We start from the raw sequence: 26455 nt of genomic DNA, 5'->3' as shown, positions 1-26455 counted from the left end.
CGCGCACCGGAACCTCCGCCGCCGCGCCGCAGGCATCGGCCGGGCGTGCGGCGTCAACCCGGCGCCGGGAGCGCCGTTCGGCGCGAGCGGCCGAGGCCGGAGCGCCGCGCCCGGGGGTTCGTCCGGCCGCCGGGCGGCGGGCGCGACGATGCCCCCTTGCGGCGCGGGCTGGCGCGGGCAAGTTGCGCTCCCGAGCCGCACGCTCCATCCCGGAGCGGCGCATGCCGACGAGGCCCCCGCGACCGCCATGAGCTCTCCTGCCCCCCGCTCGGCCGCTCCGGTGACATCGGCGGCCGCGACCATCGCCCCGGACGGGGCCGCCTCGGCCCGCGCGGCCGGGTCGAGCACGGCGCAGTGGCTGGCCCGCTTCCCGCTCTTCGCCGAGGCCGACCGTGCCGCCCTCGGTCGCGCCGCGGCGGAGGCGCGCTGGATCGAGGTGGAGCCCGACCAGATGGTGCTCGACTTCGACCACGCCTGCACCGACCTGTTCCTGGTGGACCGCGGCGCGCTGCGGGTGCTGCTGCGCGCGCCGGGCGGGCGCGAGGCGATCCTCGACGAGATCGGCCCCGGCAGCTTCTTCGGCGAGATGGCGGCGATCGGCGGCGCCGCCCCGCCGCCCGCGGCCGGGGTGCGGGCGCTGCTGCGCTCGCGCCTCTGCGTGCTGCCGGCGGACGCGTTCCTGGCCATCCTTGCCGCCTCGCCCGCGGTGTCGCTGCGGCTCCTGCGGCTGTTCACCGCGCGCGTCCGGGCGCAGAACGCGCGGCTGCTGGAGCGTTCGGCGCTGCCGGTGCGCCACCGGCTCTATGCGGAGCTGCTGCGCCTGTCGCGGCCGGCGCCGGGGAACGCGGAGCGGATCGTGGTCAGCCCGCCGCCGGCGCGGCGCGACCTCGCGGCGCGGATCGGCGCGCGGCGCGAGGCGGTCTCGCGCGAGCTGGCCGATCTCGCGCGGCGCGGGCTGGTGGAGGTCGGCCGCCGCGCGCTGGTGCTGCGCGACCCTGCGGCGCTGCGCCAGGCGGTCGAGACGGCGCTGGCCGAGGCGCGGGCCGGGGGATAGCGGCTGCCGCCGGCCCGGCGGCGCGCGCCGGCGGACGATCCGCGCAACGCCCCGGGCGGCGCGGTCAGGGCAGCAGCACGGTGCTGCCGGTGGTCTTGCGGCCTTCGAGCGCCCGGTGCGCCTCGGCGGCGTCCTTCAGGGGGAAGGTCTGGTTCACCCGGATCTTCACCGCGCCGCTCAGCACCACGTCGAACAGCTCCTGCGCGGTGGCGAGCAGGTCGGCGCGCGAGGCGGTGTAGGTGTTGAGGGTGGGGCGCGTCACGTAGAGCGAGCCCTTGGCGGCGAGGATGCCGAGGTCGGGGATCGAGACCGGACCGGAGGCGTTGCCGTAGCTGACCATCAGCCCGAGGGGGCGCAGGCAGTCGAGCGAGGTGAGGAAGGTGTCGCGCCCGACACTGTCATAGACCACGGGCACCATCGCGCCGCCGGTGATCTCCTTCACCCGCTGCGGCAGGTTCTCGCCGGTCAGGACGACGTGCGCGGCGCCGTGCGCCTTGGCGATCTCCGCCTTCTCCGGCGTGCTGACCACGCCGATCACGGTGGCGCCGAGATGCTTCGCCCACTGGCAGAGGATGAGGCCGACGCCGCCCGCGGCGGCGTGCACCAGGATGGTGTCGCCCTTCTGCACCTTGTAGGTGCGGCGCAGCAGGTACTGCGCGGTCATGCCCTGCAGCATCATCGCCGCGGCCTGCACGAAGTCTATGCCGTCGGGCAGCTTCACCAGGCGGTCGGCGGGCAGGCAGCGCGCCTCCGCATAGGCGCCGAGCGCACCGGCATAGGCGACCCGGTCGCCGGGCTTGAACTCGGTCACGCCTTCGCCGACGGCCTCGACCACGCCGGCACCCTCCATGCCGATGGTCGCCGGCAGGGAGGGGACCTTGTAGAGGCCGGTGCGGAAATAGACGTCGATGAAGTTGAGCCCGACGGCGCGGTGGCGGACCCGCACCTCGCCCGGCTTCGGGTCGGGAAGCGGGACTTCCTCCCAGACGAGCTTCTCGGGGCCGCCGTGCGCGTGGATGCGGATGGCGTGGTTCATGGGGGCCTGGTCCATCCCTGGGGTTCGGATCCCGTCGCCGCCGCACGCCGGCTGAGCGCGCGCCGTTCGAGATCGAGGAGAAACCGCTTCGTAGCCAAACCGTCGCCGCCCGAATAGCCGCCGAGCGAGCCGTCCGCCGCCACCACGCGGTGGCAGGGGATGAGGATGGGGATCGGGTTGGCGCCGCAGGCCTGGCCCACGGCGCGCGGCGCGCTGCCGAGCTGGCGGGCGAGCGCGGCGTAGCTCCGCGTCTCGCCGGGCGGGATGGCGCGCAGGGCGGCCCAGACGCGGCGGCGGAAGGGGGTGCCGCCGGCCGGGCTCAGCGGCAGGTCGAATCCGGTGCGGAGACCGTCGAAGTAATCCTGGAGCTGCGCGGCGGCGCGGCGCAGCAGCGGCGTCGGCGCCTGGTCGCGGCCGCGGCCCCAGTCGAGCGCGACGATCGCCCCGTCCTCCTCGGTCAGGGTCAGCTCGCCGCAGGGGGTGTGGAGCGAGAGCTGGGGCATGGCGACCGGAGGGCGCGGATGCCCCGCCGCAACGAGGCCGTCAAGCCGGCGGCGCGGCGCCATGAGCCGGGGCCGGTACCGGCGGGGGCCGCCGGGCAAGGGCGAGGCGCAGCGCCGCGGGGTCGGCGACGGGCGGCGAGCAGGTGCCGCCGCGGCAGACATAGGCCGCGGGCCGGCCGGCGAGCGGGCCCTTGCCGCCGGCCGGATGGCCGGGGGGGAGGGCATCGGGCCGCGGCGCGCGGAGCAGCACGAGCGCGGGGTCGGGATGGGCGAGGGCGGCCTGTTCCAGCGCCCGCGCCGCCGGATCCTCCGGATCGCCGGCGACCACGACGGACGCGCCCTCGGCGAGGAGATCCGCGGCGGCAAGCAAGGTCGGCATGGCGCCGATCCCCTCGTGGCCGGCGAAGGCGCCGATGGTGCGCTCGGCGGCCTGGCGCCAGCGGTCCTCGCCGGTGAGGTGGAACAGCCGGGCCTGGATCTCCGCCATCAGCCCATTGCCCGAGGGGGTGGCGTTGTCGGCGGCGCTGCGGCTGCGGATCAGCACGTCGGTCGCGTCCGCAGCGGATTCGAAGTAGCCGCCGCCGGGCGCGGCGAAATGCCGGTCCGCGGCCTCCGCCCAGGCGATGGCACGGGCGAGGCAGGACGGCTCCCCGGTGGTCTCGTGGAGGGCAAGCGCGGCGCGCGCCATGGCGGCGTGGTCCTCGAGCAGGCCGGCGGCGCCGGCACGGCCGGCGCGCCAGGCGTGGAGGAGGCGCCCGTCGCGGGCGGCCATCGTTCCGGATACGAACGAGAAGGCGCGGCGCGCGAGGGCGAGCCATTCCGGGCGGCCGAACGCGGCGGCGGCGCGGGCGAGGGCGGCGATGGCGAGGCCGTTCCAGTCGGCCAGCACCTTGTCGTCCCGGCCGGGCGGCACGCGCTTTGCCCGGGCCTCGAACAGGGCGCGCCGGCAGCGGGCCAGGGTCGCTTCCTCCGCGTCGGACAGGCGCTCGGCGTGCCGGCGGCGGTTGAGGATGACCCGGTGCTCCCAATTGCCTTCGGCGGAGACGTCGTAGATGGCCTTGAAGAGCGCGGCGTCCTCGGGAGGGAGCAGCGCGTCCACCTCGGCCTCGGTCCAGAGGTAGAACCTGCCTTCCTCGCCCTCGCTGTCGGCGTCGAGGCTGGAGGCGAAGGCGCCCCACTCGGTCAGCATCTCGCGCTCCAGCCAGGCGACCGTCTCGGCGGCGCGCTCGGCGTAGAGGGGATCGGGTGCGGCGGCCTGCGCCAGCGCCAGCAGCTCCAGGAGCTGGGCGTTGTCGTAGAGCATCTTCTCGAAGTGGGGGACGAGCCAGATCGCGTCCACGCTGTAGCGGGCGTAGCCGCCGCCGAGATGGTCGTAGATGCCGCCCTGGCTCATGCGCCTGAGCAGCAGGTGCACGACCTCCGCGCAGGCGGGCTGCCCGAGGCGGAAGTGCATGTGCCACAGGAAACGGAAGATCGGCGGATTGGGAAACTTCGGCGCGCCGGCGAGGCCGCCCTCCCGGGCGTCGGTGGCGCGCACGAGGGCGCGCGCGACGCGATCGAGGAGGGCCTCCGTGGGGAAGGGGCCGGGCTTGGCTTCGGCCATGCGGGAGAGCGCACCCTTCAGGGCGGAGACGTTCTGCGCGACCTTGTCGCCTTCGTTCCGATAGGCCTCGGCGACGCCGAGGAGCACCTGGCGGAAGGAAGGGCGGCCCCAGCGCGGCTCCGGCGGGAAGTAGGTGCCGCCCCAGAAGGGCTCCGCCCGGGGCGTGAGGAACATGGTGAGCGGCCAGCCGCCCTGCTCGCCGAGGAGGTGGAGCGCGCTCATGTAGAGCGCGTCGATGTCGGGGCGCTCCTCGCGGTCCACCTTGATGTTGACGAAGAGGCGGTTCATCAGCGCCGCCGTTTCCGGGTCCTCGAAGGACTCGTGGGCCATGACGTGGCACCAGTGGCAGGCGGCGTAGCCGATGCTGAGGAGGATCGGCTTGCCGGTAGCCTGCGCTTCGGCGAGCGCCTCGGGACCCCACGGACGCCAGTGGACCGGGTTGCCGGCGTGCTGCAGCAGGTAGGGGCTGGTGGCGTGGCGCAGCAGGTTCTCCGGCGGGGGAAGGGGGGGAAGGTTGGGCATGGGAACCTCTGGCCGACGGTGCGGTGGGCGGCTAGATGGGCTTGCGGTTGTCTTCTGCCCAGCCGGGAGATCGCTCCGTGAACGACGCCGTGCCTGAGATGGGGACGAGAGCCGAGGAGAGGGATCCCCCGCTCTACTACCGCGCGCATGTGTTCGTCTGCTGCAACCGGCGGCCGGAGGGGCACCGGCGCGGATCCTGTGCGGCGAAGGGGAGCGAGGCGCTGCGCGACTACATGAAGGCGCGCGCCAAGGAGCTGGGACTTGAGGGGGTGCGGGTGAACGTGGCGGGGTGCCTGGACCGGTGCGAGTTCGGGCCGTCCCTCGTGATCTACCCGGAGGGCGTCTGGTACAGCCCGAAGACGCGCGAGGATGTGGACGAGATCCTGGAGATGCATCTGGTGCGCGGCGGGCGGGTCCGGCGGCTGATGCTGACCGAGAAGGATGTGCCGCCCCCCAAGGGATGAGTCGTGCGGCGTTCCACGTGAAACGCCGGGCCGGGCCCGATGACCGGTTGCGGCACGCTTGATACCATCTTCGCCCTGGCCTCCGGCGCCGGCAAGGCAGCGGTGGCGGTCATGCGGCTTTCCGGGGGCCGGGGCTGCCGGGATGTGGTGGCAGCGCTGCTCGGAGGGCGCCTTCCGCCGCCCCGGATGGCGAGCCTGCGGCGACTGCGCCACCCGGTGAGCGGCGAAACGCTGGACCAGGCGCTGGTGCTGTGGTTCCCGGGGCCGCGCAGCTATACTGGCGAAGATGCGGCCGAGCTGCATCTGCACGGCGGTCCGGCGGTCATCGCCGGGGTGGCGGAGGCGCTGGTGGCGCTGGGCGCGCGCCCGGCGGAGCCTGGGGAGTTCACCCGCCGCGCCTTCCTCAACGGCAGGCTCGATCTGACGGCGGCCGAAGGCATCGCCGACCTGATCGCCGCGGAAACGGCCGGCCAGCGACGCCAGGCGTTGCGCCAGGCCGAAGGGGCGCTGGCCGCTCTCTACGAGGGCTGGGGCGCTCGCCTGACGCGCCTGCTGGCCCACCAGGAGGCCGCCATCGAGTTCGCCGATGACGACCTGCCGACCGATCTCGGCGAGCGGGCGCGCGAGGGGGCGGCGGCCCTGCGGGCGGAGATCGCCGCACATCTGGACGACGGCGGCCGTGGCGAGCGGCTGCGGGAGGGGATGGAGGTCGCGATCATCGGCGCGCCCAATGCGGGGAAGTCGTCGCTGCTGAATGCCCTGGTCGGGCGGGAGGCGGCGATCGTCTCGGCGCGGGCCGGGACGACGCGGGACGTGATCGAGGCGCGGCTCGACCTGGGCGGAGTGCCGGTGACGCTGGCCGATACGGCGGGGCTGCGGGACGCCGGAGACGAGATCGAGGCGGAAGGGATACGGCGGGCGCGGCGCCGGGCGGAGGAGGCCGACATCCTGCTGGCGCTTTTTGCCGCTGATCGGGAGCCGGATGCGGCGACCCTGGCCCTGGTCGAGCAACCGGGGCGCGAGGTGCTGGTCGTGGCGAGCAAGACCGATCTTGCTCCCGCGCCACAGGCGATCGGGGGGCGGGCTCCCCTCGCGGTGAGTGTGCGATCCGGCGAGGGCCTTGCGGCGCTGCGCGAGCGGCTCCTGGCGTTCGCGGCCGCCGGCGCCACGCCCGGGGCGACGGTTGCTTTGACCCGCCCGCGCCACCGTGCCGCGCTGTCCGAGGCCGTGGCGTGGCTGCGGGATGCCGAGACGGCGCCGCTGCCGGAGCTTTGCGCGGAAGCCTTGCGGGCCGCGCTGCGCGCTCTCGGCCGGCTGACCGGGCGGGTCGGGGTGGAGGAGGTGCTCGATCGGGTCTTCGCGGACTTCTGCATCGGCAAGTGATCGGCCTATATCGCCGGCCATGGAGGCAGACCGCTTCGATGTGGTGGTGGTGGGAGGCGGGCACGCCGGCACGGAAGCCGCCGCTGCCGCCGCGCGGTGCGGCGCGCGCACCCTGCTGCTGACACACCGCCTGGAGACGATCGGCGAGATGTCCTGCAATCCCGCCATTGGCGGGATCGGCAAGGGCCATCTTGTGCGCGAGATCGACGCCCTCGACGGGCTGATGGGGCGCGCCGCGGATCTGGCCGGCATCCACTTCAAGGTCCTCAACCGGAGCAAGGGGCCGGCGGTACGCGGCCCGCGCGCGCAGGCCGACCGGGCGCTCTATCGGCGCGCCGTGCGGGAGCTGCTCGCGAGGCAACCCGGCCTGACGATCCAGGCGGCCGCGGCCGAGGCGATCGAGCGCGCCCCGGATGGCGGCGTCCGCGCGGTGATCTGCGCCGACGGGCGGCGCGTTCGCTGCGGGGCGCTGGTCATCACCACGGGAACCTTCCTGCGCGGCGTGATCCATATCGGCGAGCGCCGCATTCCAGCCGGCCGGATGGGCGACGCGGCGGCGGTCGGCCTTGCCTTGGCGATCGAGCGATTGGGCCTGCCGATGGCGCGGCTGAAGACAGGGACCCCGCCACGGCTCGACGGCCGGACTATCGCCTGGGCGGCGCTCGAGACCCAGCCGGGCGACGATCCGCCCGAGCCCCTGTCCTGGATGACCGAGGCCATCGGCAACCCCCAGGTGCGGTGCGGCATCACCTGGACCACACCGCGGACCCATGCCTTGATCCGCGCCCGGCTGCATGAGACGCCGGTCTATGCCGGACGGATCCAGGGCGTCGGGCCGCGCTACTGCCCATCCGTCGAGGACAAGGTGGTGCGCTTCGCCGAACGCGAGCGGCACCAGATCTTCCTTGAGCCGGAGGGGCTCGACAGCGACGTCGTCTATCCGAACGGCCTTTCGACCAGCCTGCCCGAAGAGGCGCAGGCGGCGATGATCGCAACGATTCCCGGGCTGGAGCGAGCGCGGATCCTGCGCCCTGGCTACGCCATCGAATATGATTACGTGGATCCGCGCTGCCTGAGGCCGACGCTCGAAGTCCGGGCGGTGCCGCGACTGTTTCTCGCCGGGCAGATCAACGGCACCACCGGGTATGAAGAGGCGGCGGCACAAGGCTTGATGGCCGGTGTCAATGCGGCCCAGCGCGCCGGCGGGGGGCAGGCCGGCCGGGTCCTGACCCGCGCGGAGGCCTATATCGGCGTCCTGATCGACGACCTGGTGCTGCAGGGCGTCACCGAGCCCTACCGGATGCTCACGGCGCGCGCCGAACACCGCCTGTCGCTGCGGGCGGACAACGCCGGCCTGCGCCTCACCGATATCGGCTTGTCGTGGGGCGTGGTCGGACCGGAGCGTGGGGCGCGCCATCGGGCCTTCTCGGCGGCGGTCGCGGAGGCGCTGCGGCGCGCCCGGGTCGAGGAGGCTACGCCAGCGCGCCTCGCCGCCGCGGGTATCGCCGTGAACCAGGATGGTCGGCGGCGCACCCTTCTCGATGTCCTGGCCCTTCCCGGTGTGACGCCGCAGCGTGCCGCGGTTGCGTTCCCTTGGCTGCGGGACCTGGCGCCGGAGATTCGAACGCAGCTCGAAGCGGAAGCGCTCTACGCGCCCTACCTTCGGCGCCAGGAGGCAGAGCAGCGGATGCTCGCGCGGGAGGAGCGGACGGCGATCCCGGAAGACCTGGATTTTTCCTCCGTATCCGGACTGTCGGTCGAGATGCGCCAGCGCCTGTCGGCGGCGCGTCCGGCGACGCTGGGCGGGGCAGGGCGGGTTCCCGGCGTAACGCCTGCCGCCTTGGCCGCCCTGGCCGCGCATCTGCGCCGCGCGGCTGTGACGGCCGATGTCTCGTGAGCGCCGGCCGATCCCGGAGGCGCCGGTTTCACGTGAAACGCGGCGCCGGCTCGATCGCTTCCGCGACCTGCTCCTCGCGTGGAGAGAACGCATCAATCTGATCGCCGAACGCGATGCGGCGGCCGTCGAACAGCGGCACATCGCCGATTCGCTGCAGCTTCTGCCGCTGCTGCCGGCCCAAGGCGCCGTCGCTGACCTGGGGTCCGGCGCCGGCTTTCCAGGCCTGGTCCTCGCCATCGCGACGGAACGCTCCGTTCATCTTATCGAATCGGACCGGCGCAAGGCTGCGTTCCTGCTGGAAGCCAGCCGCCTTCTCGGCCTCCCGCATGTGCACATCCACGCCGCCCGCATCGAAGCCGTGCCGCTGACCGGCATGGCTGCCGTGACGGCACGTGCCGTGGCGCCGCTCCGCCGGTTGCTGCCCCATGCGGTCCGGCTCCTCGGGCCGGGGGGCGTCGCGATCTTTCCCAAGGGCCGCACCGCGGAGGCGGAATTGACGGACGCCGCAGGCGACTGGAAAATGACAATCGAGCGGTTCCAAAGCCGCACCGAACCGGACGCCACCATCCTCCGATTGAGCGATATCCGCCGTGCCGGCGCCTGACCGCCGCAAGCCGCGGTTTCTTGCCCTCGCCAACCAGAAGGGAGGGGTCGGCAAGACCACGACGGCCATCAACCTCGCCACGGCGCTGGCCGCGAAGCGCAAGGTCCTGCTGATCGACCTCGATCCGCAGGGCAATGCCTCCACCGGCCTCGGCATTCCCCGCAGCGAGCGGGGGGCGGGAAGCTACGCCCTGTTGATCGGCGACCGGCCGCTCGCGTCGCTGGTGCGTCCCACCGCCGTGCCCGACCTCGGGCTGGTGCCGGCGGATCCGGAACTGGCGGGCGCGGAGGTCGAACTCGTCACGCTGCCCGACCGTGACCGCCGGCTTCGCCAAGCGCTCGAGGCCGCGACGGAACTCCTGGCGCATTACGACTACGTCTTCTTCGACTGCCCTCCCTCGCTTGGTCTCCTGACCCTCAATGCCCTCGTCGCCGCGGATGGCGTCCTCGTCCCGCTGCAATGCGAATTCTTCGCCCTGGAGGGCATGAGCCAGATCACCCGCACGCTCGATCGCGTGAAGCGCGCCCTGAACCCGGCGCTCACGCTCGAGGGCATCGTGCTGACCATGTACGATCGCCGGAACAACCTCTCCGAGCTGGTCGCCGCGGATGTGCGCGGCTTCTTCAAGGAGAGGGTCTTCGACACCGTCATTCCGCGCAACGTGCGAGTCAGCGAGGCGCCCTCGCACGGACTGCCGGTGCTGCTCTATGATTTCCGCTCCATCGGCGCGCAGGCCTACGTCCAGCTTGCCGCCGAGCTGCTGAAGCGCGAGCGCGAGAGGGAAAAGACCGCCGCCGCATGAGCGTTCCCCGCAAGCCGCCCCGCCTCGGCATGGGGCTCTCGGCCCTGATCGGTGACGCCCCGCCCGCCGAGGCGGACCGCCCCGGCGCCGCCGGCCCGGCAACGAGCGGCGGACAGCGCACCCTGCCGATCGAATCCCTGGAGCCCGGTCCCTTCCAGCCGCGCGGCCCGGTCGAGCCGGAAGCCCTGGCCGAGCTCGCCGCCTCGATCCGCGAGCACGGTGTCCTCCAGCCCATCCTGGTCCGGCCGAAGCCAGGCACAGCCGGCACCTACCAGATCATCGGCGGCGAGCGCCGCTGGCGGGCGGCCCAGGCGGCGGGCCTGCACGAGGTGCCGGTCACCATCCGCGACCTTGGCGACCGCGAGGCCATGGCCGCGGCCCTCGTCGAGAACCTGCAGCGTCAGGACCTCAACGCGCTCGAGGAGGCCGAAGGCTATTCCCGGCTGATCGAGGAGTTCGGCCTGACCCAGGACGCGCTCGGCAAGGCCGTCGGCAAGAGCCGCAGCCACATCGCCAACACGCTGCGCCTGCTCGGCCTGCCGGCCACCGTGCGCGAGATGCTGCGCAAGGGACAGCTCACGGCCGGCCACGCGCGCGCCATCCTCGTCGCCAGGGATCCGGAGAAGCTTGCCGCCGCGGTCGTCGCGCGCGGCCTCAGCGTGCGCCAGACCGAGGCTCTGGCGGCAGCGAAGCCGCGCCAGCCCGCCGAGGCCGGGGGCGCCGGCGATCGTCGCCAGGAACGGGATCCGGATATCGCCCGCCTGGAGCAGGACCTGACCGAGCGGCTCGGCCTGCGCGTCACCATCCAGGCGCGCAGCCGCGGCGGCGGCCAGCTCACCATCGCCTACCGGACGCTCGATCAGCTCGACGGGCTGATCCGCCTGCTCGATCCCGAAGCGCGCTGACCGTCCACGCCACGCGTCCGCTGTCGCCAGGGCTGTTCCTCTCCGCTTCTCCCGGCGGGAGCACACGGACGGCCGGCCCGGCCGGGGCCAAACCGGCGCACCGTCCGGCGCCGTCAGGCTTCCGAAGGGGGGCGGCGGCTTCGCGCGCGGCCTGCTCCGAACGGGATGTTCCGCTGGTCCTGCGGGACGTCATGCTGCGACGCACAATTCGTTTCTCCAAAGCGTTAACTAACGATGTTGTCACACTTTGGTGCTTGCGCCGGCAGCGATCACGGTCATGTTAGAAGCGCGAGACGCGCATTCGGCACGACTCGCGCATCCGGGGGGATAATTTCGATGCGTAAGATCCTGCTCTCGTCGCTGGGCTTGCTCAGCCTGGCCGCCGTTGCGGCCCCGACCGCGTCCGGCGCCGAAACGTCCTTGCCGACGGCGAGCGTCGCCGCCGCGGCGAGCGAGCCGAGCCGGGTGCAGGCCGCCCCGGCGGCCGTCGAGCGCGGCATCGCCGCCGAGGACGAGTCGGCCGCCCGCCGCCACCGCCGCCGCCGCGGCGCCCGCCGCTAGAGCCGTTTCCCGCTTCCGGCTGTTTCCGGCCGCCCGCGATCGGACCCGACGCGTCGCGGCCGGCCGGAAGTGATCGCTCGCCGCCGCCGGGCGCCATCGGCCCGGCGGCGGTCCCGCGGACGGCCGCGCCCGTTTCCCTGGGCGCGGCGGCTTCCGCGCGCCGGCGCCGCGTCAGCCGCGCGCGGCGCCGAGCAGCACCGAACAGACCCGTTCGACCTCGGCCTCGCCGAGATAGGGGTGCATCGGCAGGGACAGCACGCGGCTCGCCAGCGATTCGCTCACCACGAGCGGCGGCGCCTCGCCCCGGATGGCCGTCCGGTGCGCCTCGGCATAGGCCGGCTGCCGGTGCAGCGGCCGCGGATAGTAGATCCCCGCGGCGATGCCCTGCGCCTGCAGCGCCGCCATCGCCCGCTCGCGCGCGGCCTGGTCCGGGAAGCGCACGGTGTAGAGCCCGCGCGCATGGACGGCCCGCGCTTGGCGCGTCTCCTGGATCCCGATGCCGCTGCCCGCGAGCCGGGCATCGTAGAGCGCGCCGATCCGCGCCCGGGCCGCCAGCTCCTCCTCGAACAGCGGCAGCTTGGCGAGCAGCACCGCCGCCTGCAGCGTATCCAGCCGGCCGTTCATGCCGATGCGCAGCACCTCGTAGCGCGTCTTGCCCTCGCCATGCGTGCGCAGGCTGCGATAGAGCGCGGCGCGCGCCGCATCGCGCGTCAGCAGCGCGCCGCCGTCGCCGTAGCAGCCGAGCGTCTTGGTCGGATAGAAGCTGAGCGCCGTCGCGTCGCCCCAGGCGCCGAGCCGGACGCCGTCGAGCGCGGCGCCGAAGGCCTGCGCCGCGTCGTCGAGGGCGAACATCCCCTCGCGCCGGCAGAGGGCGAGGATCGCCGGCCAGTCCGCCGGCAGGCCGAACAGGTCCACCCCGATCACCGCGCGCGGGCGCAGGCGGCCCTCGGCGCGGACCAGGGCGATGCGCCGCTCGAGATCGGCAGGATCGAGGTTGAAGCTCGTCTCCTCGACGTCCACGAAGACCGGCGTCGCCCCCAGCACCAGCGCCACCTCGGCCGTCGCCGTATAGGTGAAGGCGGGCAGGAACACCGCGTCGCCCCGTCCGATCCCCTCCGCCATCAGGGCGATCTGCAGCGCATCGGTGCCGGAGGAGACGCCCACGCAATGCACCCCTTCGCCGCAGAAGGCGGCGAGCCGCGCCTCCAGCTCCTCGACCTCCGGCCCGGCGATGTAGCGGCCGTGGTCGAGCACCGCGGCGATGCGCCGCTCGAGCTCGGCGCGGATCCGCGCCTGCTGCGCCTGGATGTCGAACAGGGCGATGGGGCCGGAATCGGTCATGCGAAGCCTCGATCCGTGGCGGCCTTCCGTCTTCCTTCCTCTCGGGCAGGGACGGCACGCGCGGCGGGCGGCGTCGCAACAGGGAGGGACGGCGGCCGGCCGGCTCAGGCCTGGATGATGTCGGCCCCCCGGTTAGCCGGCGCCGCCGCCCCGGCCAAGTCACCCTTCGTATCCGGATGCAACGCCGCGGCGCGCAGCACGCCGCGCGTGTCCACCACCAGCCGCGCGTGGCGGCGCACCAGCTCGAGGTCCATCGCGCGGTGCGGCGTCACCAGCACCACCGCGTCGTAGCCGCGCAGCATCGCGGGATCGAGGTCGCGGCTCGCGAGATCCGGCGCCGCCCCGCCCAGGCGCCGCGTCGCCGGGAAGCGCGGCACCAGCGGGTCGTGGTACTCGACCTCCGCCCCGCGTTCGGCGAGCAGGCGGAAGATCTCGACCGCCGGACTCTCGCGCGTGTCCGCCACCTCCGGCTTGTAGGCGAGGCCGAGCAGCAGCACCCGCGCGCCGCGCAGCGTGCGCCCGCGCGCGTCCAGCGCGTCGCGCAGCCGCCCCACCACATAGGCCGGCATGGCGTCGTTCACCCGCCCCGCCAGCTCGACGAAGTCCGCCGCGAGCCCCAACTCGCGCGCCTTCCAGGCGAGATACCAGGGATCCACCGGGATGCAGTGCCCGCCGAGGCCGGGGCCGGGCCGGAACGGCATGAAGCCGAACGGCTTGGTCGCGGCCGCGTCGATCACCTCGTGCACGTCGAGGCCCATGGCGTGGCAGAGGCGCTTCAGCTCGTTGACGAGGCCGATGTTCACGGCGCGGAACACGTTCTCGTAGAGCTTGGCCATCTCCGCCACCGCGAGCGAGGAGACCGGCACGAGCGAACCCGCCACCGCCCCGTAGAGCGCCTTCGCCACCGCGAGGCAGGCCGGCGTGTGGCCGGCGACCAGCTTCGGCACGCGCCCGATGGTGCGCTCCGGATGGCCCGGGTCCTCGCGCTCGGGGCTGTAGATGGCGAAGCCGTCCACCCCCGGCGTCAGTCCCGCGGCGCGCAGCGCCGGCACGACGGTGCCCTCGGTGGTGCCGGGATAGGTCGTGCTCTCGAGCCCGACCGCCTGCCCGGGGCGGAGGCGCAGCGAGAGCCCGGCGAGGGTGCGGCGCACCGCGGTGAGGTCGGGCTCCTTGTGCGGCCCGATCGGCGTCGGCACGCAGACCAGGATCGCATCGCACTCCGCCGCCGCGTCCAGCGTGTCGTGGGCGGCGATGCGCGCCGCCGCGACGCGCGCATCGGCGATGCCGTGCACCGGGCTGCGGCCCTCGTTCACCGCGCGCACCTTGCGCGGGTCGATGTCGAAGCCCGCGACCGCGAAGCCGACCTCGGCGAAGCGCAGCGCCAGCGGCAGGCCGACATGGCCGAGCCCGACGACGCCGATCCGCGCCGCGCGCCCCTCGAGGCGCGCGATCAGCCGCTCCGCGACCGTCGGACCGGGGGTCACGAGGCCGCTTCGCTCCCTGGGCGGTGCCCGGCGCCCCCGTCCGCCGCGGCGGCGCCGTGGGCGAACTCCGGCACCAGCCGCGCGAGTTGGGCGAGCGCGGCGCGGCGCGCACCGGCGCGGCAGGCGGCGGCGATCTCGTCGATAGCACGGCCGACCAGCGCCGCGTCGGCGGTGCGCGGCGTCGCCATCAGCAGGCCCGGGAAGCGCGTCCCGCGCGGCGGCTCCTGGCCGTGGAACAGCTCCTCGTAGAGCTTCTCGCCGGGGCGCAGGCCGGTGAAGCGGATCTCCACGTCCACCTCGGGCCTGAGGCCGGCGAGGCGGATCATGCGCCGCGCCAGGTCCACGATCTTCACCGGCTTGCCCATGTCGAGCACGAAGATCCCGCCCTCGGCCAGCTCGCGCGGGCGGTCCTCGCGGTCCTCGGCGCCGACGACGCTCGCCTGCAGCACCAGCCCCACCGCCTCGCGCACGGTCATGAAGTAGCGGCGCATCTCCGGATGGGTGACGGTGAGCGGCCCGCCGCGCTCGAGCTGGCGGCGGAACAGCGGCACCACGCTGCCCGTGGAGCCGAGCACGTTGCCGAAGCGCACGGTGACGCAGCGCATCCCCCTGCCCTCGGTCCGCGCCTGGCGGTCGAGCGCCTGGCAGTACATCTCGGCGAGGCGCTTGGAGGCGCCCATCACCGAGGTCGGGTTCACCGCCTTGTCGGTCGAGATCAGCACCATCAGCGCCGCGCCGGCGGCGCGCGCCGCGTCGGCGACCACCCGGGTGCCGTAGGCGTTGGTCAGCAGTCCCTCGAGAGGATCGCGCTCGACCATCGGCACGTGCTTGAGCGCGGCGGCGTGGAAGACGAGCTCGGGGCGCAGCTCCTCGAACAGCCGGCGGATGCGCGCCTCGTCGCGCACGTCGGCGAGCACGGCGCGGCGCGGCAGGTCCGGGTAGCGCTCGGAGAGCTCGAGCTCGATCTCCCAGAGCAGGTATTCGCCGTGGTCGAGCAGCACGAGCTCGGCCGGGCCGAAGCCCGCGAGCTGGCGCGCGAGCTCGCCGCCGATCGTCCCGCCCGCGCCGGTGACCAGCACGCGCCGGCCCTGGATCAGCCGCGCCATGCCCTCGCGGTCGAGCGGCACCTGCGGGCGGTCGAGCAGCTCCTCGATCGAGACCGGGCGCAGCTCCAGCCGCCGCGCCGCCCCCGCCTCCGCCGCTCCGGGCCCGGTGCGGGCATCGAGCAGCAGGAGCCGCGGCGGCGCGCGCCGCACCGGCACGCCGTGGCGGTCCGCCGCGTCCAGGAGCCGCTCCAGCGCATCGCCCTGCAGCCCCGGCCCGTCCGCCAGCACGATCAGCTCCGGCAGGCGCTCCTCGGCGCGCAGCCGGTCGAGCACGGCGCCGATCTCCTCCGCCGTGCCGAGGATCGGCCGGCCCTGGATGCGCCGCCCGGTCTGGCGCGCGCGCAGCGTGAGGATGCCCGTCACCCGGTAGCGCGGCGCCCGCTCCCGCGCGAGGGCGTGGAGGAACAGGTCCACCCCGTCGCTGGCGCCGACCAGCAGCACCGTCTGCGGCGGCGCGAGGCCGTCGGCCGCCGCGCCGCCGCGCCCGGCCTGGCGCAGCCGCCCGGCGAGGCGCGGCGCGGCGAGCAGGGCGAGCAGCACCAGCGCGTGCGCCACCGGGAAGGCCGGGTTGGCGGGACGCCAGGCGCCGAGCAGGTGCAGCGCCGCCCAGAACAGCGCCGCCGCGCCCCCCGAGGCGCCGGCGAGGGCGAGCAGGTCCGGCAGCGCGGCGTAGCGCCAGTACTGCGTCGGCAGCCGGGCCGGCAGCCCAGCGGCGAGCAGCGCGAGCCCGGCGCCCGGCAGCGCCGTCGCCCACCACAGGCGCGACTCCGGCCCCGCGCCCGGTGCGGCGATCCAGAGCGCCGCCGGCAGGGCGAGCATGCCGATCAGGCCGTCGAGCACGAGGTTGAGCAGGATGCGGTGCGGCGCGAGGCGGGCCATGACGCGCCCGCTATAGGCGCCCCTCCGGCCCGGTGCCAGCGCGGGCGCGTCGGCAGGGCGTTCGGGGCGCGGCGCCGGTTCCCGCTTCGGCGCCGGCGCCGCGGCGCCGCGCGGGGCCGGCGCGCCCGGGGTTCGGGCGGACGGGACCGGGTTGCGTGGCCGCTCGGCCGCGTGCCGCGGCCGGAGGTCCCGCGGCACCGGCGCGCGCGCCCGCCGCCGCGCCGGCCGGGGGCGTGCGCCCTGCGCCCTGGCGTCACCCGGCGCGGCCAGCGGCTTCCCCCTCGCGGCGCGCGGCCGCCGGCAGCGGCGCGAGGCGGCGGTAGAGGGCGAGGAGCCGTTCCGCCTCCGCCGCCCAGCCGAAGCGCTCCGCCGCCGCCGCCCGGCCGGCGGCGCCGAGCGCCGCCCGTCGTGCGGGGTCCGAGAGCGCCGCCACCGCCCCCGCGATCGCCCGCGGGTCGGCGGTGTCCACCAGCAGGCCGCAGCCCGCCTCGCGCACCACGGCGGCGGTCTCGGGGGCGAAGTCCGGGGCGATCACCGGCAGGCCGGCGTGCATGTAGTCGAACAGCTTGTGCGGCAGGGCGAGGCGGTGGTTGCGGTCCACCGGCTGGAACGCGACCAGGCCGACGTCGCACTCGGCGAGCGCCGCCGGCAGGCGCTCCTGCGGCAGCCAGCCGAGGTCCTCGATGCGGTCGGCGACGCCGAGCGCCGCCGCGCGGGCCGCGAACGCCGCCGCCGAATCGTCGGTGAAGCGCCCGATCAGCCGCAGCCGCGTTCCGGGCGGCGCCAGCGCCAGCGCCTCCACCATCTGCAGCGCGCCGCGGCTGCGGCCCAGCACGCCGGCATGGACCAGCGTCAGCGGGCCCGCGGCGTGGCGGCGCGGCGCGACCGGCTGCGGCAGGACGTAGTTGCGCACCACCACCACACGCTCCGCCCGGGCGGCGAAGTCGGCGCCCAGCCCCTCGCGCGCCACCACCACCGCATCCGCCAGCCGGCCGGCGAGGCGGCAGGCGGCGCCGATCGCGGCGCGCGCGAGCGGGCGCAGCGGCGCGGGCAGCCGGGTGTCGAGGCGCGAGGGGTAGTGCTCGTGCACGTCGATCACCACGCGCGCGCCGCTCCTGCGCGCCGCCCACAGCGCGGCGAACCAGGAATCCGGCTCGTGCGCGTGCAGCACGGCGGCGCCGGAGGCGGCGGCGCGGCGGGCGAGCGCCGGCAGGCCGAGCAGCCGGCCGCGCCAGCCGGGCGCCCGGGCGTAGGGCGCGAGCGCCACCCCCGCGAGCGCTGGCCGCGCGGGCGGCGGGCCGCGGGTGGCGATCGCCGGGCAGATGTGGCGCACCCGCCAGCCGGCGGCGGCGAGCGTCGCGCCCTCCTTGCGCACCACGCGGATGTCCCCGGGCGGATGCGCCGCCGAGAGCATGACGACGAGCGGCGCGGCGGCCTCGCTCATGCCGCCGCCCGCGCGGTGCCGAGGAACGCGCCGAGATGCGCCCGCATCCGCGCCCCCGCCCGCCCGTCCCAGAGCGGGATCGGCGCCGCGCGCGGCCAGTCGCCGGCGAGCACGCGCGCCACCGCCTCCGCCAGCCCCTCCGGCGCGACGAGCCGATTGGAGCCGGCCTCGAGCGTCACCGGCCGCTCGGTCGAGGGGCGCAGCGTCAGGCAGGGCAGGTCGAGCCCGGTCGCCTCCTCCTGCACCCCCCCGCTGTCGGTCGCGACCAGGCGGGCGCGCGCGAGCAGCCCGAGGAAGTCGAGATAGCCGAGCGGCGGCAGCGCCCGCACCCCCGGCGGCAGGACGAGGCCGAACGCGGCGAGCCGCGCCCGCGTGCGCGGATGCAGCGGCCAGACCAGCGGCAGGCGCCGCGCCGCCTCGGCCAGCGCCGCGAGCAGCCGCCCGAGCGGTGCCGGCGCGTCCACGTTGGCCGGGCGGTGCAGGGTGACGACGCCATAGCCGCCGGGCGCGAGCCCCTCCGGCAGCGGCCGCGCACATGCCGCGGGCAGCGCGCGCCGCAGGGTGTCGATCATGGCGTTGCCGACCGCGCGCACCGCCTCCGGCGGATGGCCCTCGGCGCGCAGGCGCGCGGCGGTGGCGGCGTCGGGGGCCCACAGCAGGTCGCAGATCGCGTCCATGGCGCGGCGGTTGATCTCCTCCGGCATGGCGCGGTCGCCGCAGCGCAGCCCGGCCTCGAGATGCGCCACCGGGATGCCGAGCTTGCGCGCGGCGAGCGCGGCGGCGAGCGCGCCGTCCACGTCGCCGGCGACGACGACGAGCGCGGGCGGGCGGGCGCGCCAGAGGGCCTCGCAGGCGATCATGGTGCGGCCGGTGGTCGCGGCATGGCCGCCGCCGCCCGCGACGCCGAGCGCGCTGTGCGGCGCCGGCAGGCCGAGATCGGCGAGATGCGCGCCGAACATCGCCGGGTCGTGGTGCTGGCCGGTGTGCACGAGGCGCGGCGCGCAGACCGGCGGGCCTTCCGCCAGCGCGTGCCAGAGCGCGGCGAGCTTGGGCAGGTTCGGCCGCGCCGCCGCGACCAGGTGCACCACCGGCAGGCCGCCGTCCGCCGCCATCAGCCGGCCGTGCCGGGCCGCGGCACCGCGGCCGCCTCGCCCGTGGTGCCGCGCGCGCGGGCGGCCGCCTCGACCACGGCGCAGAACCGCTCGGCGAGCAGCCGCCGGTCCCAGCGCCGCACCGCCTGCGCCCGCGCCGCCGCGCCGAGACATTGCCGCCGTGCCGGGTCGGCGGCCAGCGCGGCGAGGGCGGCGCCGAGCGCCGCCGCATCGCCGGGCGGCACGCTGACCCCGCACGGCCCCTCCGCGAGCAGCCGCGCCGCGCGGCCCGGCAGGTTGGAGACCACCGGCAGGCCGGCGGCGAGGTAGTCCATCAGCTTGTTCGGCGCCGTCCATTCGGCGAAGGCGGGGATCGGCGCGAGGCACTGCACGCCGATCTGGCTCCCCGCCAGCAGCGCAGCGAGCCGGGTCTTGGGCAGCGGGTCGAGGAAGGTGACGTTGCCGAGCCCCTCGCGCGCCGCGCGCGCGACCAGGGCCGGCTTCTCCGCCCCCTCGCCGACCAGCACCAGGCGCAGGCGCCGCGCGCCCTGCGCCCGGAGCCAGGCGGCGGCGTCGAGGAGCTGGCCGAGCCCGTTGGCGCGCCCGTGCGCCCCGGCATAGACCGCCAGCGCCTCCCAGGACGCCGCCTCGGGCGGCCGCCAGGGCGCGACCTGGGGGCCGAACAGGTCGAGGTCGCAGCCGTTCGGCACCACGGCGACGCGCCCCGGGTCGGCGCCGCGCGCGATCGCCGTCTCCGCCATGCCCTCGGAGAGCGCCACCACGGCGGCGGCGCGGCGGCAGGCGGCGGTGGCGAGCGGCTCCATCGCCGCGAGCAGCGGGCGCGGCACGCCGCCGAGGGCGCGCGGCAGCTCGGGCCAGGGGTCGCGGATCTCGAACACGAAGGGGGTGCCGCGCAGCCGCGCGGCGAGCAGCGCCGGCAGGGCGACGGTGAGCGGGGTCGAACTCGCCACCACCACGTCCCACGTCCGGCGCAGGGCGAGCGGCGCGGCGGCGGCGGCGAAGGCCAGGAAGGCGGCGCTGCGCGCGGCGATCCCCTGGGCGTTGCCGCAGGGGATGGCGAACTCGACCAGGTCGAGCCCGGCGACGCGCCCGCTGCGGCGGCCGCGCTGGAAGGGCTGCGCCTCCAGCCCGGTGGTCGCGCCCGCGTAGCGCCCGCAGGCGAGCGTCACCGCATGGCCGCGCGCCAGCAGCGCTCGCGCCATGGCGAAGGCGCGCGTCGCGGTGGCGCCGGCAGGCAGCGAGAAGTGCTGGTGCAGGTAGAGGACGCGCATCGGCCCCTGGCGCCGCTCAGCCGAAGCGCCGGCGGCAGCAGCGCCGCACCACCTCGATCACCACCGCCTGCTCCTCCTCGGTCATGGCGCTGCCGGAGGGGAGGCAGAGGCCGCGCTCGAACAGCCGCACCGCGACCGCGCCGCCCGCCGCCGGGGCGTCGCGGAAGGCGGGCTGGAGGTGCAGCGGCTTCCATACCGGGCGGCTCTCGATGCCGGCGGCGGCGAGGGCGTGGCGCACCGCCTCGCGGTCGGCGCCGAAGGCCCCCGGATCGAACAGCGCCACGGAGAGCCAGCGCGTGCCGCGGCTCCAGGGCGGCTCGGGCATCATGGTCACGCCGGGCAGATCGGCGAAGGCGGCGGCGTAGCGCGCGAAGATCGCGCGCCGCGCCGCGACCCGCTCCGCCAGCACCGCGATCTGCGCCAGCCCGACGGCGGCGAGCACGGAGGAGAGGCCGTAGGAGTAGCCGGTGGTCTCGTGCTGGTAGTGCGGCGCCGGCTCCTTGGCGTGGGCGGCGAGGTGGCGGGCGCGGGCGATCGGCAGCGGCTCCTCCGCGCACAGCGCGCCGCCGCCGCCGGCGGTGACGATCTTGTTGCCGTTGAAGGAGAAGGCGGCGAAGCGCGCGCCGCGCCCGGCGTGCCGGCCGCGGTAGAGGGCGCCGAGCGTCTCGGCGCTGTCGCTCACCACGGGCACGCCCCAGCGGTCGCAGACGGCGAGGATGGCGTCGAGGTCGCAGCTCTGCCCGTAGAGCCCGACGCTGACCACGGCGCGCGGCAGCCTGCCGCGCGCCGCCGCCGCCGCCAGCTCGCGCGCGAGCAGCTCGGGGTCGAGCGTCCAGCTTTCCGGCGAGACGTCGAGGAAGCGCGGGACGGCGCCCATCTGCACCGCGGGGGCGATGGTGGCGACGAAGGTCAGGGTCTGGGTCCAGACCTCGTCGCCCGGGCCGACGCCGAGGCAGCGATAGGCGAGGTGCAGCGCCGCGGTGCCGGAGGCGACGGCGAGCACGTGCGGGAAGCCGGTGGCGGCGGCGATCGCCGCCTCGAAGGCCTCGGGCACCGGGCCGGCGGGCGCCACCCAGCCGCTCTCCAGGGTGCGGCGCAGGATGTCGAATTCGCCGCCGGTGAGGTGCGGCGGGGAGAGGTGAAGGCGGAAGGGCGTCGGGGCGCCCGCCGGCCGCTCCGCCGCCGCGACCGCGACGGGGGCGAAGGGCCGCGGCGGCGATGGCGCCCGGTCGGCGCCGGGCCGGGCGGTTTCCGGGAGTCGCAGGGCCAGGAGGGAATCGGGACGTTGCGGCGCCGCGCGGGTCAGGGTCATGGCCGTGCCGAAGCTCGGACCCAGCTTTACCCGCCGGGCGGCACGGCGGCCGCGGCAATTCCTCACAAAAAGTTGATTTAATGGTTCGGCAACCGGGATTTGACGGAGGATCGCCGGGCCCGGCCCGGGATTCAGCCCGGCTCGCCGGCGCCCGGCGCACCGCCGGCGAAGCGCGGCATGGTCGCGTGGCCGGGCGCGCTCGCCCCGCGCCCGCGCAGCACCACGCCGAGGCAGGCGAGGAGGAGGCGCAGGTCGCGCGCGAGGCGCGGCGGCGCGCTGGCGTAGCGCGCGTCGAGCTCCAGCCGCTCCTCCCAGGGCACCGCATTGCGCCCGGCCGCCTGGGCGAGCCCGGCAAGGCCCGGCCGGACCGCGAGGCGCAGCGCCTGGCGCGGCGTGTAGAGCGGCGTGTAGTCCGGCGGCAGCGGCCGCGGCCCGACCAGCGACATCTCGCCGCGCAGCACGTTGACGAGCTGCGGGATCTCGTCGAGCGCCGCCGCGCGCAGGAAGCGCCCGAGCGGCGTCAGCCGCTCCGCGTCCGTGCCCGGCCCGGCGCGCATGCTGCGCAGCTTGAGCAGCGTGAAGGGCGCGCCGCCCCGTCCCGCGCGCACCTGGCGGAACAGCACCGGCGGGCCGAGCGCGAGGCGCACCGCGAGCGCCGCCAGCGCCAAGAGCGGCGCAAGCAGCGCCAGCAGCAGCGCCGCGCCGGCCACGTCCAGCGCCCGCTTGCCCCAGCGCTCATACATCTGCATCGCGCGGCCGGGCGGCACCCGGCGCGGGCGGGACGGCCGGCGCCGGCCGCGGCGCCTCCACGCCGAGGCTCAGCGCCAGGCCGAGGGCGAACCACGCCATCCGGTTGCCGAGGTCGGTCGAGACCAGCACCGCCAGCGCCACCGGCAGCGCCAGGGCGGCGATCCGCGCCAGCCGCTCCGGCGCCGCCCCGCCTGCCAGGGCCGCGCCGCCCGCGCCGCCGAAGGCCAGCAGCCAGAGCGCGACGCCCGGCAGCCCGCCTTCGACCAGCGCCTCGAGCAGGTGGTTGTGCGGGTAGAGGCCGCGCCGCTCGCCGAAGCCGGCGGCGATCGGAAAGCTCCCGGTGCCGAGGCCGACGGGCACCCCCTCGCCCGCCCGCCGCAGCGCCTCGGCCCAGAGCGGCCCCCGGCCGGAGGATTCGGCGATGTCGGGATCGGCCAGACGCTCGAGCGTGCGCAGCCCCGCCGCGCGCGACGGATCGGCGAGCGCCAAGCCGAGCCCGCCGAGGCCGAGGAGGAGCGCCAGCAGCACCCAGGCCAGGGCGCCGAGCGCCCGGCCGCCGCGCCAGAGCCGCAGCGCCGGCGCCAGCGCCGCGACGAGGCCGAGGCCGAGCAGCGCCGCCCGCCCGCCCGGCAGCAGAGCGGCAAAGGCGAGGGCGGCGAGCGCGGCGCACCACAGCGCGCCCGCAACCGGGCGCCGGCGCAGCCGCGCCTCGGCGGCGTGGACGCCGGCGAGCCCGGCGGCGGAGGCGATCGCGAGGCCGGCGACCTGGTACTGCACCCGAACCTGGTCCGGCGGCGTCAAGGCCGGGAGGCCGCCAAGCACCACCCGCCCGGTCGCCAGGCCCCAGGCGATCGCGGCCGCGGCGAACACGCCGATCGCCAGGGTGGCGGCGCAGAAGGCCCGCCGCGCGCGCGGCTCGGCGCCGAGGACGATCCCGGCGAGCAGCATCGCCGGGCCGAGCAGCACCGCCTCCGGCAGCTTGGCGGCGAGGATCTCCGCGGACCGCGACCAGACCCCGGCCAGCACCAGCCACAGCCAGAGCCCCGCCGCCGCGGCGAGCGGCGGGCCGATCCCCGGCCGGACGCGCCAGTGGCGCGCCCCGGCGGCGCAGAGCAGCAGCGCGAGCAGCGGCGCCAGGAGGGCGAGGGCGGCGAGGGTCAGGTCGAAGGGCAGTGCCGCGCCGGGCGGCGTGGACTTCAGGGCCCCGGCGAAGTGCAGCACCGCTCCCGCCGTCCCGGCCAGCGCGGCGACGGGCGCGACCGCGGGCAGGGGCGCGGCCCGGGCCGTGGCGGGATGCGTCACCCGCGCCGGCGCCGGCGGAATCATCGCCTTCCGCGCGCCCCTGCGCGCGGCCGCCGCGGCGACGGGCCTGCGGCCGCCCGGTGCCGGCCCTGCGCGGCCTCAGCCACGGCCGGGCCCGTCCGCGTCCTGCGGGCGCACCGGCCGCCGGTCGGCGCCGGACGGCAGCGACGCGGCGGCCGGCTGCGGCGCGCTTTCCGGATGCGAAAGGTCCCACCGCCCGGGCGCCTCGAACGGGCCGAGCCACCAGTTCGGCCCGGCGAGGGCGCCGCGCGGCGCGAGGGCGGCGGCGCCGCGCAGCAGGGCGAGGCACGCCGCCGCCCCGAGCACCGCCAGCGGCGCCGCGAGGGCGAGCAGGGCGAGCAGCAGCGGGCGGTTCGGCAGCGAGGGGCGGATCTCGACCGCGGGGGCGGAGACCAGCCGCGCCGCCACCGCCTCGTCCGCCGCCACCAGCAGCGCCGCGCGCTGCTGCTGGGCGAGCAGGTCGTAGAGGCTCTGGCGCAGGAACAGGTCGCGCTCCTCGGCCAGGCGGCGCTCGAGCGCCGCGATGCGCCGCCGCGCCACCTCGGCGAGGTCGGCGCGCACCTTGGCCTCGGCGAAGGCGTGCAGGCGCTGCAGCGCATCGAGCGCGGCGGCGCGGTCGGGATGCGCCAGCGTGACCGACCAGGTGATCGAGACGAGGCTTTGCGTCACGGCGAGGTTGTGCTCGAGCCAGGTCTGCAGGTCGTCGAGATCGGCCTCGATCCGCAGCCCGAGCGCCCGGCGCAGCCACCCCGGCGGGCCGGAGGCGCGCTCAGCGGTGAGGTGGGCGAGCAGGCCGGTCTCTTGCGCCAGCATCCGCGCCGCCTCGGCCGAGCGCAGCGCGCCGAGATAGACGGCGAAATTGCCGGTCGGCCGCGGGTCGAGCAGGCCGCCCGCGGGGAAGGGCATGGGGGCGAGCAGCGTCGAGACGGCGATCGCCGTCGTCTCGGCCGGCGCCACCACCGCCTCGGCGAGGTAGCGGCGCGGCCAGGCGAGGATCAGCGTCCCGCCGGCGAGCCACAGCGCGAGCGTCGCCAGCGCCACGCCGCGCCGCATCCGCCAGACCGCCCGCAGGAGGAGTTCGAGCGGCATGCCTCCTTGCCCCGTCCCGCGCCACGCTGCTTCACGCCGGCGTGAGTGGCAAGGCGGGCGTCAGGGCAGGCGCAGCACCGTCAAGATCCGTGAAACGGGCGCACGGGCGCGCAGCTCGAGCACCGGCGCGGGGCCGACGACCCCGTAGGCGGGGCTCTCCCAGCCCTGGACGAGCGCGGCCTCCAGCGGCGCGTCCGCGCGCGCGGAGAGCTGCGCGAGCGGGCCGCGCACGCCGTCCGGGGCCGGCGTCCAGTCGCCCGGCGCGAGGCGCCAGCGAACGACGATTTCACGGAAGGGGCCGGCGACGCGGTCCTCGATCCGCCAGGTGCGGCCCTCGACGGCGAGGGTGCGGGCATGGCGGCGGCCGCGGTGATCGGTGTAGGCGGCGCCGGCGGGCAGGGCCTCGGTGCGCGGCCAGCGGGCGAAGAGGAAGCGGCCGGCGCGCGGCATCTGGTCCTCGCCGTCGAAGGTCAGGGTGTTGTGCGCGGCGGTGCCGGTGAAGTGGGCGTGCCACCAGGCGTGCTCCGCGGGCGGGTTGTAGGCGCCGCTGCCGCCGTCGCGCAGCAGCGCGAGCGGACCGTCGCGCAGCTCGAGGTGCAGCAGGTCGGCATGGCCGGGGCGGAAGCGCAGCGGATGGCCGGTGCGCAGCAGCGCCTGCGCGCCGGCGCAGGAGAGGACGAGCCAGCCCGCGGAGCGCCAGCACGGCGCCGCCTCGTCCGGCGCCGGGCGCGCCGCGCCGGCGGCGAGGCCGAGCCAGGCGCAGCCGGGATCGCCGTCCGCCGCCGCCTGCTCCGGCGCGAACAGGCGGAGCGCGCGCGCGACGCTGCCGCGCGCATCGGCGGGGCCGCAGAGCGAGAGGTCGGCGAGCGCCGAATCGTCGCCATGGCCGATGCGCGGCAGCGCGCCGGTCGCCGGCTCCATCACCCGGCGCAGCCAGAGCGCGGCGGCGCGGGCGCGCGCGGCGAACGGATCGGCGAAGGCCGGCGCGCCGTGGCGCCGGCGCAGCCACTCCGCCACGGCGAGGGTGTCGAGCAGCAGCCGGTGATAGGCCGGCGAGGGCTGGGCGAAGGCGCCGCAGGGCGCGACCAGCCGCGCCACCGCCGCCGCGAGCCGCGCCGCGCCGCGCCGCGCCAGCGCCGGATCGCCGAGCAGCAGGCCGGCGGCGAACAGCCCGGCCGCCTCGGAGACCGGATGGTTGTTGTCCTGCGCCTCGGCATAGGCGGCGGTGGCGGCGATGCGCCGCGCGTGCAGCGCGAGCAGCGCGCGCAGCCCGTCCGGCAGCGCCGCGCGCTCGCGGTCGGCGCCGAGCAGCGCGAGGGCCAGCGCGAGGTGCAGCACGCGCAGCGCCGCCTCCTGCCCGCAGGCCCAGTTCGGCCCGCGCCAGGGCGGGTTGCGCGCCACCCAGTCGGCGAGCAGCGCCTCCGCCCGGTCGCGGTGCGGCCCGGCGGGATCGAGCCGCGCCGCCTGGGCGAGCAGCGGCAGCGCGGCGAGGCGGCTGCGCTCCCACACCGGCCGCACGTCGCCCGGACCGAACAGGTCGAGCGCGAGCGCGTGCGCCGCCGCCGGGAAGGGGCCGTGCCAGTCGCGCGGCGCGGCGGCCGCGGCGGCCGCGGCGAGCACGCGCGCCGCGTGCGCTGCCGGAAGGGCGGGCGCGGCAGGAAGGACACGGGCCGGGCCCGGCAGGAACGGGCCCGCGGGCGCGGCCGCCGCGCCGAGGGCGCGCCGCGCCAGCCCGGTGGCGAGGCGCAGGCGGTGCAGGGCGTAGTGCAGCACCGGCCGCGGGCCGAGCCGCCACGCCGCATCGGCGGCCAGGAGGACCTGCCCGGCGGCCCGCCGCGTGCCGCGCGCCGCGGCGGTCGTCGCCGGTCGCGGCGATGCGGCCTGTCCGGAGGCCAATCGTGAATTCACGGTTAATCCCCGTGCAGCCTCGATCACGTCGGCGCGTGCAAGGGTATATCCACCACAGGTTGAAGAACCGCGCCACACGCCAGACCGCTTCCCCGCATGCCG

22 protein-coding genes are annotated in these 26455 nt (G+C 76.5%); 8 read left to right on the top strand and 14 right to left on the bottom strand.

Annotation, left to right across the window (positions count from 1 at the left end; translation table 11 throughout):
• Positions 1 to 247 precede the first annotated feature (247 nt).
• The gene (locus K1J50_RS13330) at positions 248 to 1054 is read left to right on the top strand and encodes a Crp/Fnr family transcriptional regulator (protein WP_220118201.1); all 807 of its coding nucleotides are present in this window, start codon (positions 248 to 250) and stop codon (positions 1052 to 1054) included.
• A gap of 64 nt (positions 1055 to 1118) precedes the next feature.
• Here the strand turns inward: K1J50_RS13330 and K1J50_RS13325 are convergent, their stop codons facing one another.
• Genes K1J50_RS13325 through K1J50_RS13315 form a run of 3 tightly spaced genes read right to left on the bottom strand, consistent with a single transcriptional unit; the run spans position 1119 to position 4718 of the window.
• On the bottom strand, positions 1119 to 2090 hold the full coding sequence (locus K1J50_RS13325; protein WP_220118213.1) for a quinone oxidoreductase family protein: 972 nt from the start codon (positions 2088 to 2090) through the stop codon (positions 1119 to 1121).
• Positions 2087 to 2593, bottom strand: coding sequence for a methylated-DNA--[protein]-cysteine S-methyltransferase (locus tag K1J50_RS13320; RefSeq protein WP_220118200.1), 507 nt, complete (start codon positions 2591 to 2593; stop codon positions 2087 to 2089). Before K1J50_RS13320 ends, K1J50_RS13325 begins: the two co-directional genes overlap by 4 nt.
• 40 nt (positions 2594 to 2633) lie before the next feature.
• Positions 2634 to 4718 (bottom strand): thioredoxin domain-containing protein, encoded by a 2085-nt coding sequence (locus K1J50_RS13315; protein ID WP_220118199.1) that lies wholly within the window; start codon positions 4716 to 4718, stop codon positions 2634 to 2636.
• A 77-nt stretch (positions 4719 to 4795) separates the two neighbouring features.
• On the opposite strand from K1J50_RS13315, the gene K1J50_RS13310 reads away from it, so the two are divergent.
• The 7 genes from K1J50_RS13310 (at position 4796) to K1J50_RS13280 (ending at position 11334) form a co-directional block, all read left to right on the top strand.
• Entirely contained in the window at positions 4796 to 5182 is a 387-nt protein-coding gene (locus tag K1J50_RS13310; RefSeq protein ID WP_456304559.1) for a (2Fe-2S) ferredoxin domain-containing protein, read from the top strand.
• A 39-nt stretch (positions 5183 to 5221) separates the two neighbouring features.
• On the top strand, positions 5222 to 6565 hold the full coding sequence (gene mnmE, locus K1J50_RS13305; protein WP_220118198.1) for a tRNA uridine-5-carboxymethylaminomethyl(34) synthesis GTPase MnmE: 1344 nt from the start codon (positions 5222 to 5224) through the stop codon (positions 6563 to 6565).
• Positions 6566 to 6584: 19 nt separating this feature from the next.
• Positions 6585 to 8462 carry a tRNA uridine-5-carboxymethylaminomethyl(34) synthesis enzyme MnmG gene (gene mnmG / locus K1J50_RS13300; RefSeq protein ID WP_220118197.1) on the top strand — a complete coding sequence of 626 codons (1878 nt, stop codon included), beginning with the start codon at positions 6585 to 6587 and terminating at the stop codon, positions 8460 to 8462.
• Entirely contained in the window at positions 8452 to 9066 is a 615-nt protein-coding gene (gene rsmG, locus K1J50_RS13295) for a 16S rRNA (guanine(527)-N(7))-methyltransferase RsmG (protein ID WP_220118196.1), read from the top strand. Before mnmG ends, rsmG begins: the two co-directional genes overlap by 11 nt.
• The gene (locus K1J50_RS13290; protein ID WP_220118195.1) at positions 9053 to 9868 is read left to right on the top strand and encodes a ParA family protein; all 816 of its coding nucleotides are present in this window, start codon (positions 9053 to 9055) and stop codon (positions 9866 to 9868) included. The genes rsmG and K1J50_RS13290 overlap by 14 nt, the downstream gene beginning before the upstream one ends.
• Positions 9865 to 10773, top strand: a complete 909-nt coding sequence (locus tag K1J50_RS13285) for a ParB/RepB/Spo0J family partition protein (protein ID WP_220118194.1) — start codon at positions 9865 to 9867, stop codon at positions 10771 to 10773. The genes K1J50_RS13290 and K1J50_RS13285 overlap by 4 nt, the downstream gene beginning before the upstream one ends.
• A gap of 420 nt (positions 10774 to 11193) precedes the next feature.
• Entirely contained in the window at positions 11194 to 11334 is a 141-nt protein-coding gene (locus tag K1J50_RS13280; protein ID WP_220118193.1) for a hypothetical protein, read from the top strand.
• Positions 11335 to 11505: 171 nt separating this feature from the next.
• On the opposite strand, the gene K1J50_RS13275 is transcribed toward K1J50_RS13280, so the two are convergent.
• The 11 genes from K1J50_RS13275 to K1J50_RS13225 all read right to left on the bottom strand — a co-directional run bounded on the left by K1J50_RS13275 (position 11506) and on the right by K1J50_RS13225 (position 26353).
• The gene (locus tag K1J50_RS13275) at positions 11506 to 12675 is read right to left on the bottom strand and encodes a DegT/DnrJ/EryC1/StrS family aminotransferase (protein WP_220118192.1); all 1170 of its coding nucleotides are present in this window, start codon (positions 12673 to 12675) and stop codon (positions 11506 to 11508) included.
• Between the two features lie 104 nt (positions 12676 to 12779).
• A complete protein-coding gene (locus tag K1J50_RS13270; RefSeq protein WP_220118191.1) occupies positions 12780 to 14159 on the bottom strand; it encodes a nucleotide sugar dehydrogenase in 1380 nt (459 codons plus the stop codon).
• Positions 14156 to 16144 carry a polysaccharide biosynthesis protein gene (locus tag K1J50_RS13265; RefSeq protein ID WP_220118190.1) on the bottom strand — a complete coding sequence of 663 codons (1989 nt, stop codon included), beginning with the start codon at positions 16142 to 16144 and terminating at the stop codon, positions 14156 to 14158. The genes K1J50_RS13270 and K1J50_RS13265 overlap by 4 nt, the downstream gene beginning before the upstream one ends.
• 253 nt (positions 16145 to 16397) lie before the next feature.
• Positions 16398 to 17588 (bottom strand): glycosyltransferase, encoded by a 1191-nt coding sequence (locus tag K1J50_RS13260; RefSeq protein WP_220118189.1) that lies wholly within the window; start codon positions 17586 to 17588, stop codon positions 16398 to 16400.
• On the bottom strand, positions 17585 to 18700 hold the full coding sequence (gene wecB, locus K1J50_RS13255) for a non-hydrolyzing UDP-N-acetylglucosamine 2-epimerase (protein ID WP_220118188.1): 1116 nt from the start codon (positions 18698 to 18700) through the stop codon (positions 17585 to 17587). Before wecB ends, K1J50_RS13260 begins: the two co-directional genes overlap by 4 nt.
• Complete coding sequence (locus K1J50_RS13250; protein ID WP_220118187.1) at positions 18700 to 19971, bottom strand: glycosyltransferase family 4 protein; 1272 nt, start codon at positions 19969 to 19971, stop codon at positions 18700 to 18702. The genes wecB and K1J50_RS13250 overlap by 1 nt, the downstream gene beginning before the upstream one ends.
• A gap of 16 nt (positions 19972 to 19987) precedes the next feature.
• Positions 19988 to 21283 (bottom strand): DegT/DnrJ/EryC1/StrS family aminotransferase, encoded by a 1296-nt coding sequence (locus K1J50_RS13245; protein WP_220118186.1) that lies wholly within the window; start codon positions 21281 to 21283, stop codon positions 19988 to 19990.
• A gap of 131 nt (positions 21284 to 21414) precedes the next feature.
• On the bottom strand, positions 21415 to 22032 hold the full coding sequence (locus K1J50_RS13240) for a sugar transferase (protein ID WP_255575264.1): 618 nt from the start codon (positions 22030 to 22032) through the stop codon (positions 21415 to 21417).
• A complete protein-coding gene (locus K1J50_RS13235) occupies positions 22019 to 23359 on the bottom strand; it encodes an O-antigen ligase family protein (protein WP_220118185.1) in 1341 nt (446 codons plus the stop codon). The genes K1J50_RS13240 and K1J50_RS13235 overlap by 14 nt, the downstream gene beginning before the upstream one ends.
• A gap of 75 nt (positions 23360 to 23434) precedes the next feature.
• The gene (locus tag K1J50_RS13230; protein ID WP_220118184.1) at positions 23435 to 24445 is read right to left on the bottom strand and encodes a hypothetical protein; all 1011 of its coding nucleotides are present in this window, start codon (positions 24443 to 24445) and stop codon (positions 23435 to 23437) included.
• Positions 24446 to 24505: 60 nt separating this feature from the next.
• On the bottom strand, positions 24506 to 26353 hold the full coding sequence (locus tag K1J50_RS13225; RefSeq protein ID WP_369413595.1) for a heparinase II/III-family protein: 1848 nt from the start codon (positions 26351 to 26353) through the stop codon (positions 24506 to 24508).
• Positions 26354 to 26455 lie beyond the last annotated feature (102 nt).

The organism is Caldovatus aquaticus, assembly GCF_019458025.1.
GTDB classification, from domain to species: Bacteria; Pseudomonadota; Alphaproteobacteria; order Acetobacterales; family Acetobacteraceae; genus Caldovatus; species Caldovatus aquaticus.
The sequence above is the reverse complement of the archived record's forward strand: the minus strand, read 5'-3'. Positions and strand labels throughout refer to the sequence as shown.

Bases quoted from the DNA above. Each gene is read 5' to 3' on its own strand.
- K1J50_RS13330 (WP_220118201.1), top strand. From the start codon at position 248: ATGAGCTCTCCTGCCCCCCGCTCGGCCGCTCCGGTGACATCGGCGGCC.
- K1J50_RS13235 (WP_220118185.1), bottom strand. From the start codon at position 23,359: ATGATTCCGCCGGCGCCGGCGCGGGTGACGCATCCCGCCACGGCCCGG.
- K1J50_RS13285 (WP_220118194.1), top strand. From the start codon at position 9,865: ATGAGCGTTCCCCGCAAGCCGCCCCGCCTCGGCATGGGGCTCTCGGCC.
- K1J50_RS13320 (WP_220118200.1), bottom strand. From the start codon at position 2,593: ATGCCCCAGCTCTCGCTCCACACCCCCTGCGGCGAGCTGACCCTGACC.
- wecB (WP_220118188.1), bottom strand. From the start codon at position 18,700: ATGGCGGCGGACGGCGGCCTGCCGGTGGTGCACCTGGTCGCGGCGGCG.
- mnmG (WP_220118197.1), top strand. From the start codon at position 6,585: ATGGAGGCAGACCGCTTCGATGTGGTGGTGGTGGGAGGCGGGCACGCC.
- K1J50_RS13230 (WP_220118184.1), bottom strand. From the start codon at position 24,445: ATGCCGCTCGAACTCCTCCTGCGGGCGGTCTGGCGGATGCGGCGCGGC.
- K1J50_RS13260 (WP_220118189.1), bottom strand. From the start codon at position 17,588: ATGAGCGAGGCCGCCGCGCCGCTCGTCGTCATGCTCTCGGCGGCGCAT.
- K1J50_RS13240 (WP_255575264.1), bottom strand. From the start codon at position 22,032: ATGCAGATGTATGAGCGCTGGGGCAAGCGGGCGCTGGACGTGGCCGGC.
- K1J50_RS13315 (WP_220118199.1), bottom strand. From the start codon at position 4,718: ATGCCCAACCTTCCCCCCCTTCCCCCGCCGGAGAACCTGCTGCGCCAC.
- K1J50_RS13265 (WP_220118190.1), bottom strand. From the start codon at position 16,144: ATGGCCCGCCTCGCGCCGCACCGCATCCTGCTCAACCTCGTGCTCGAC.
- K1J50_RS13325 (WP_220118213.1), bottom strand. From the start codon at position 2,090: ATGAACCACGCCATCCGCATCCACGCGCACGGCGGCCCCGAGAAGCTC.
- K1J50_RS13245 (WP_220118186.1), bottom strand. From the start codon at position 21,283: ATGACCCTGACCCGCGCGGCGCCGCAACGTCCCGATTCCCTCCTGGCC.
- mnmE (WP_220118198.1), top strand. From the start codon at position 5,222: ATGACCGGTTGCGGCACGCTTGATACCATCTTCGCCCTGGCCTCCGGC.
- rsmG (WP_220118196.1), top strand. From the start codon at position 8,452: ATGTCTCGTGAGCGCCGGCCGATCCCGGAGGCGCCGGTTTCACGTGAA.
- K1J50_RS13250 (WP_220118187.1), bottom strand. From the start codon at position 19,971: ATGCGCGTCCTCTACCTGCACCAGCACTTCTCGCTGCCTGCCGGCGCC.
- K1J50_RS13275 (WP_220118192.1), bottom strand. From the start codon at position 12,675: ATGACCGATTCCGGCCCCATCGCCCTGTTCGACATCCAGGCGCAGCAG.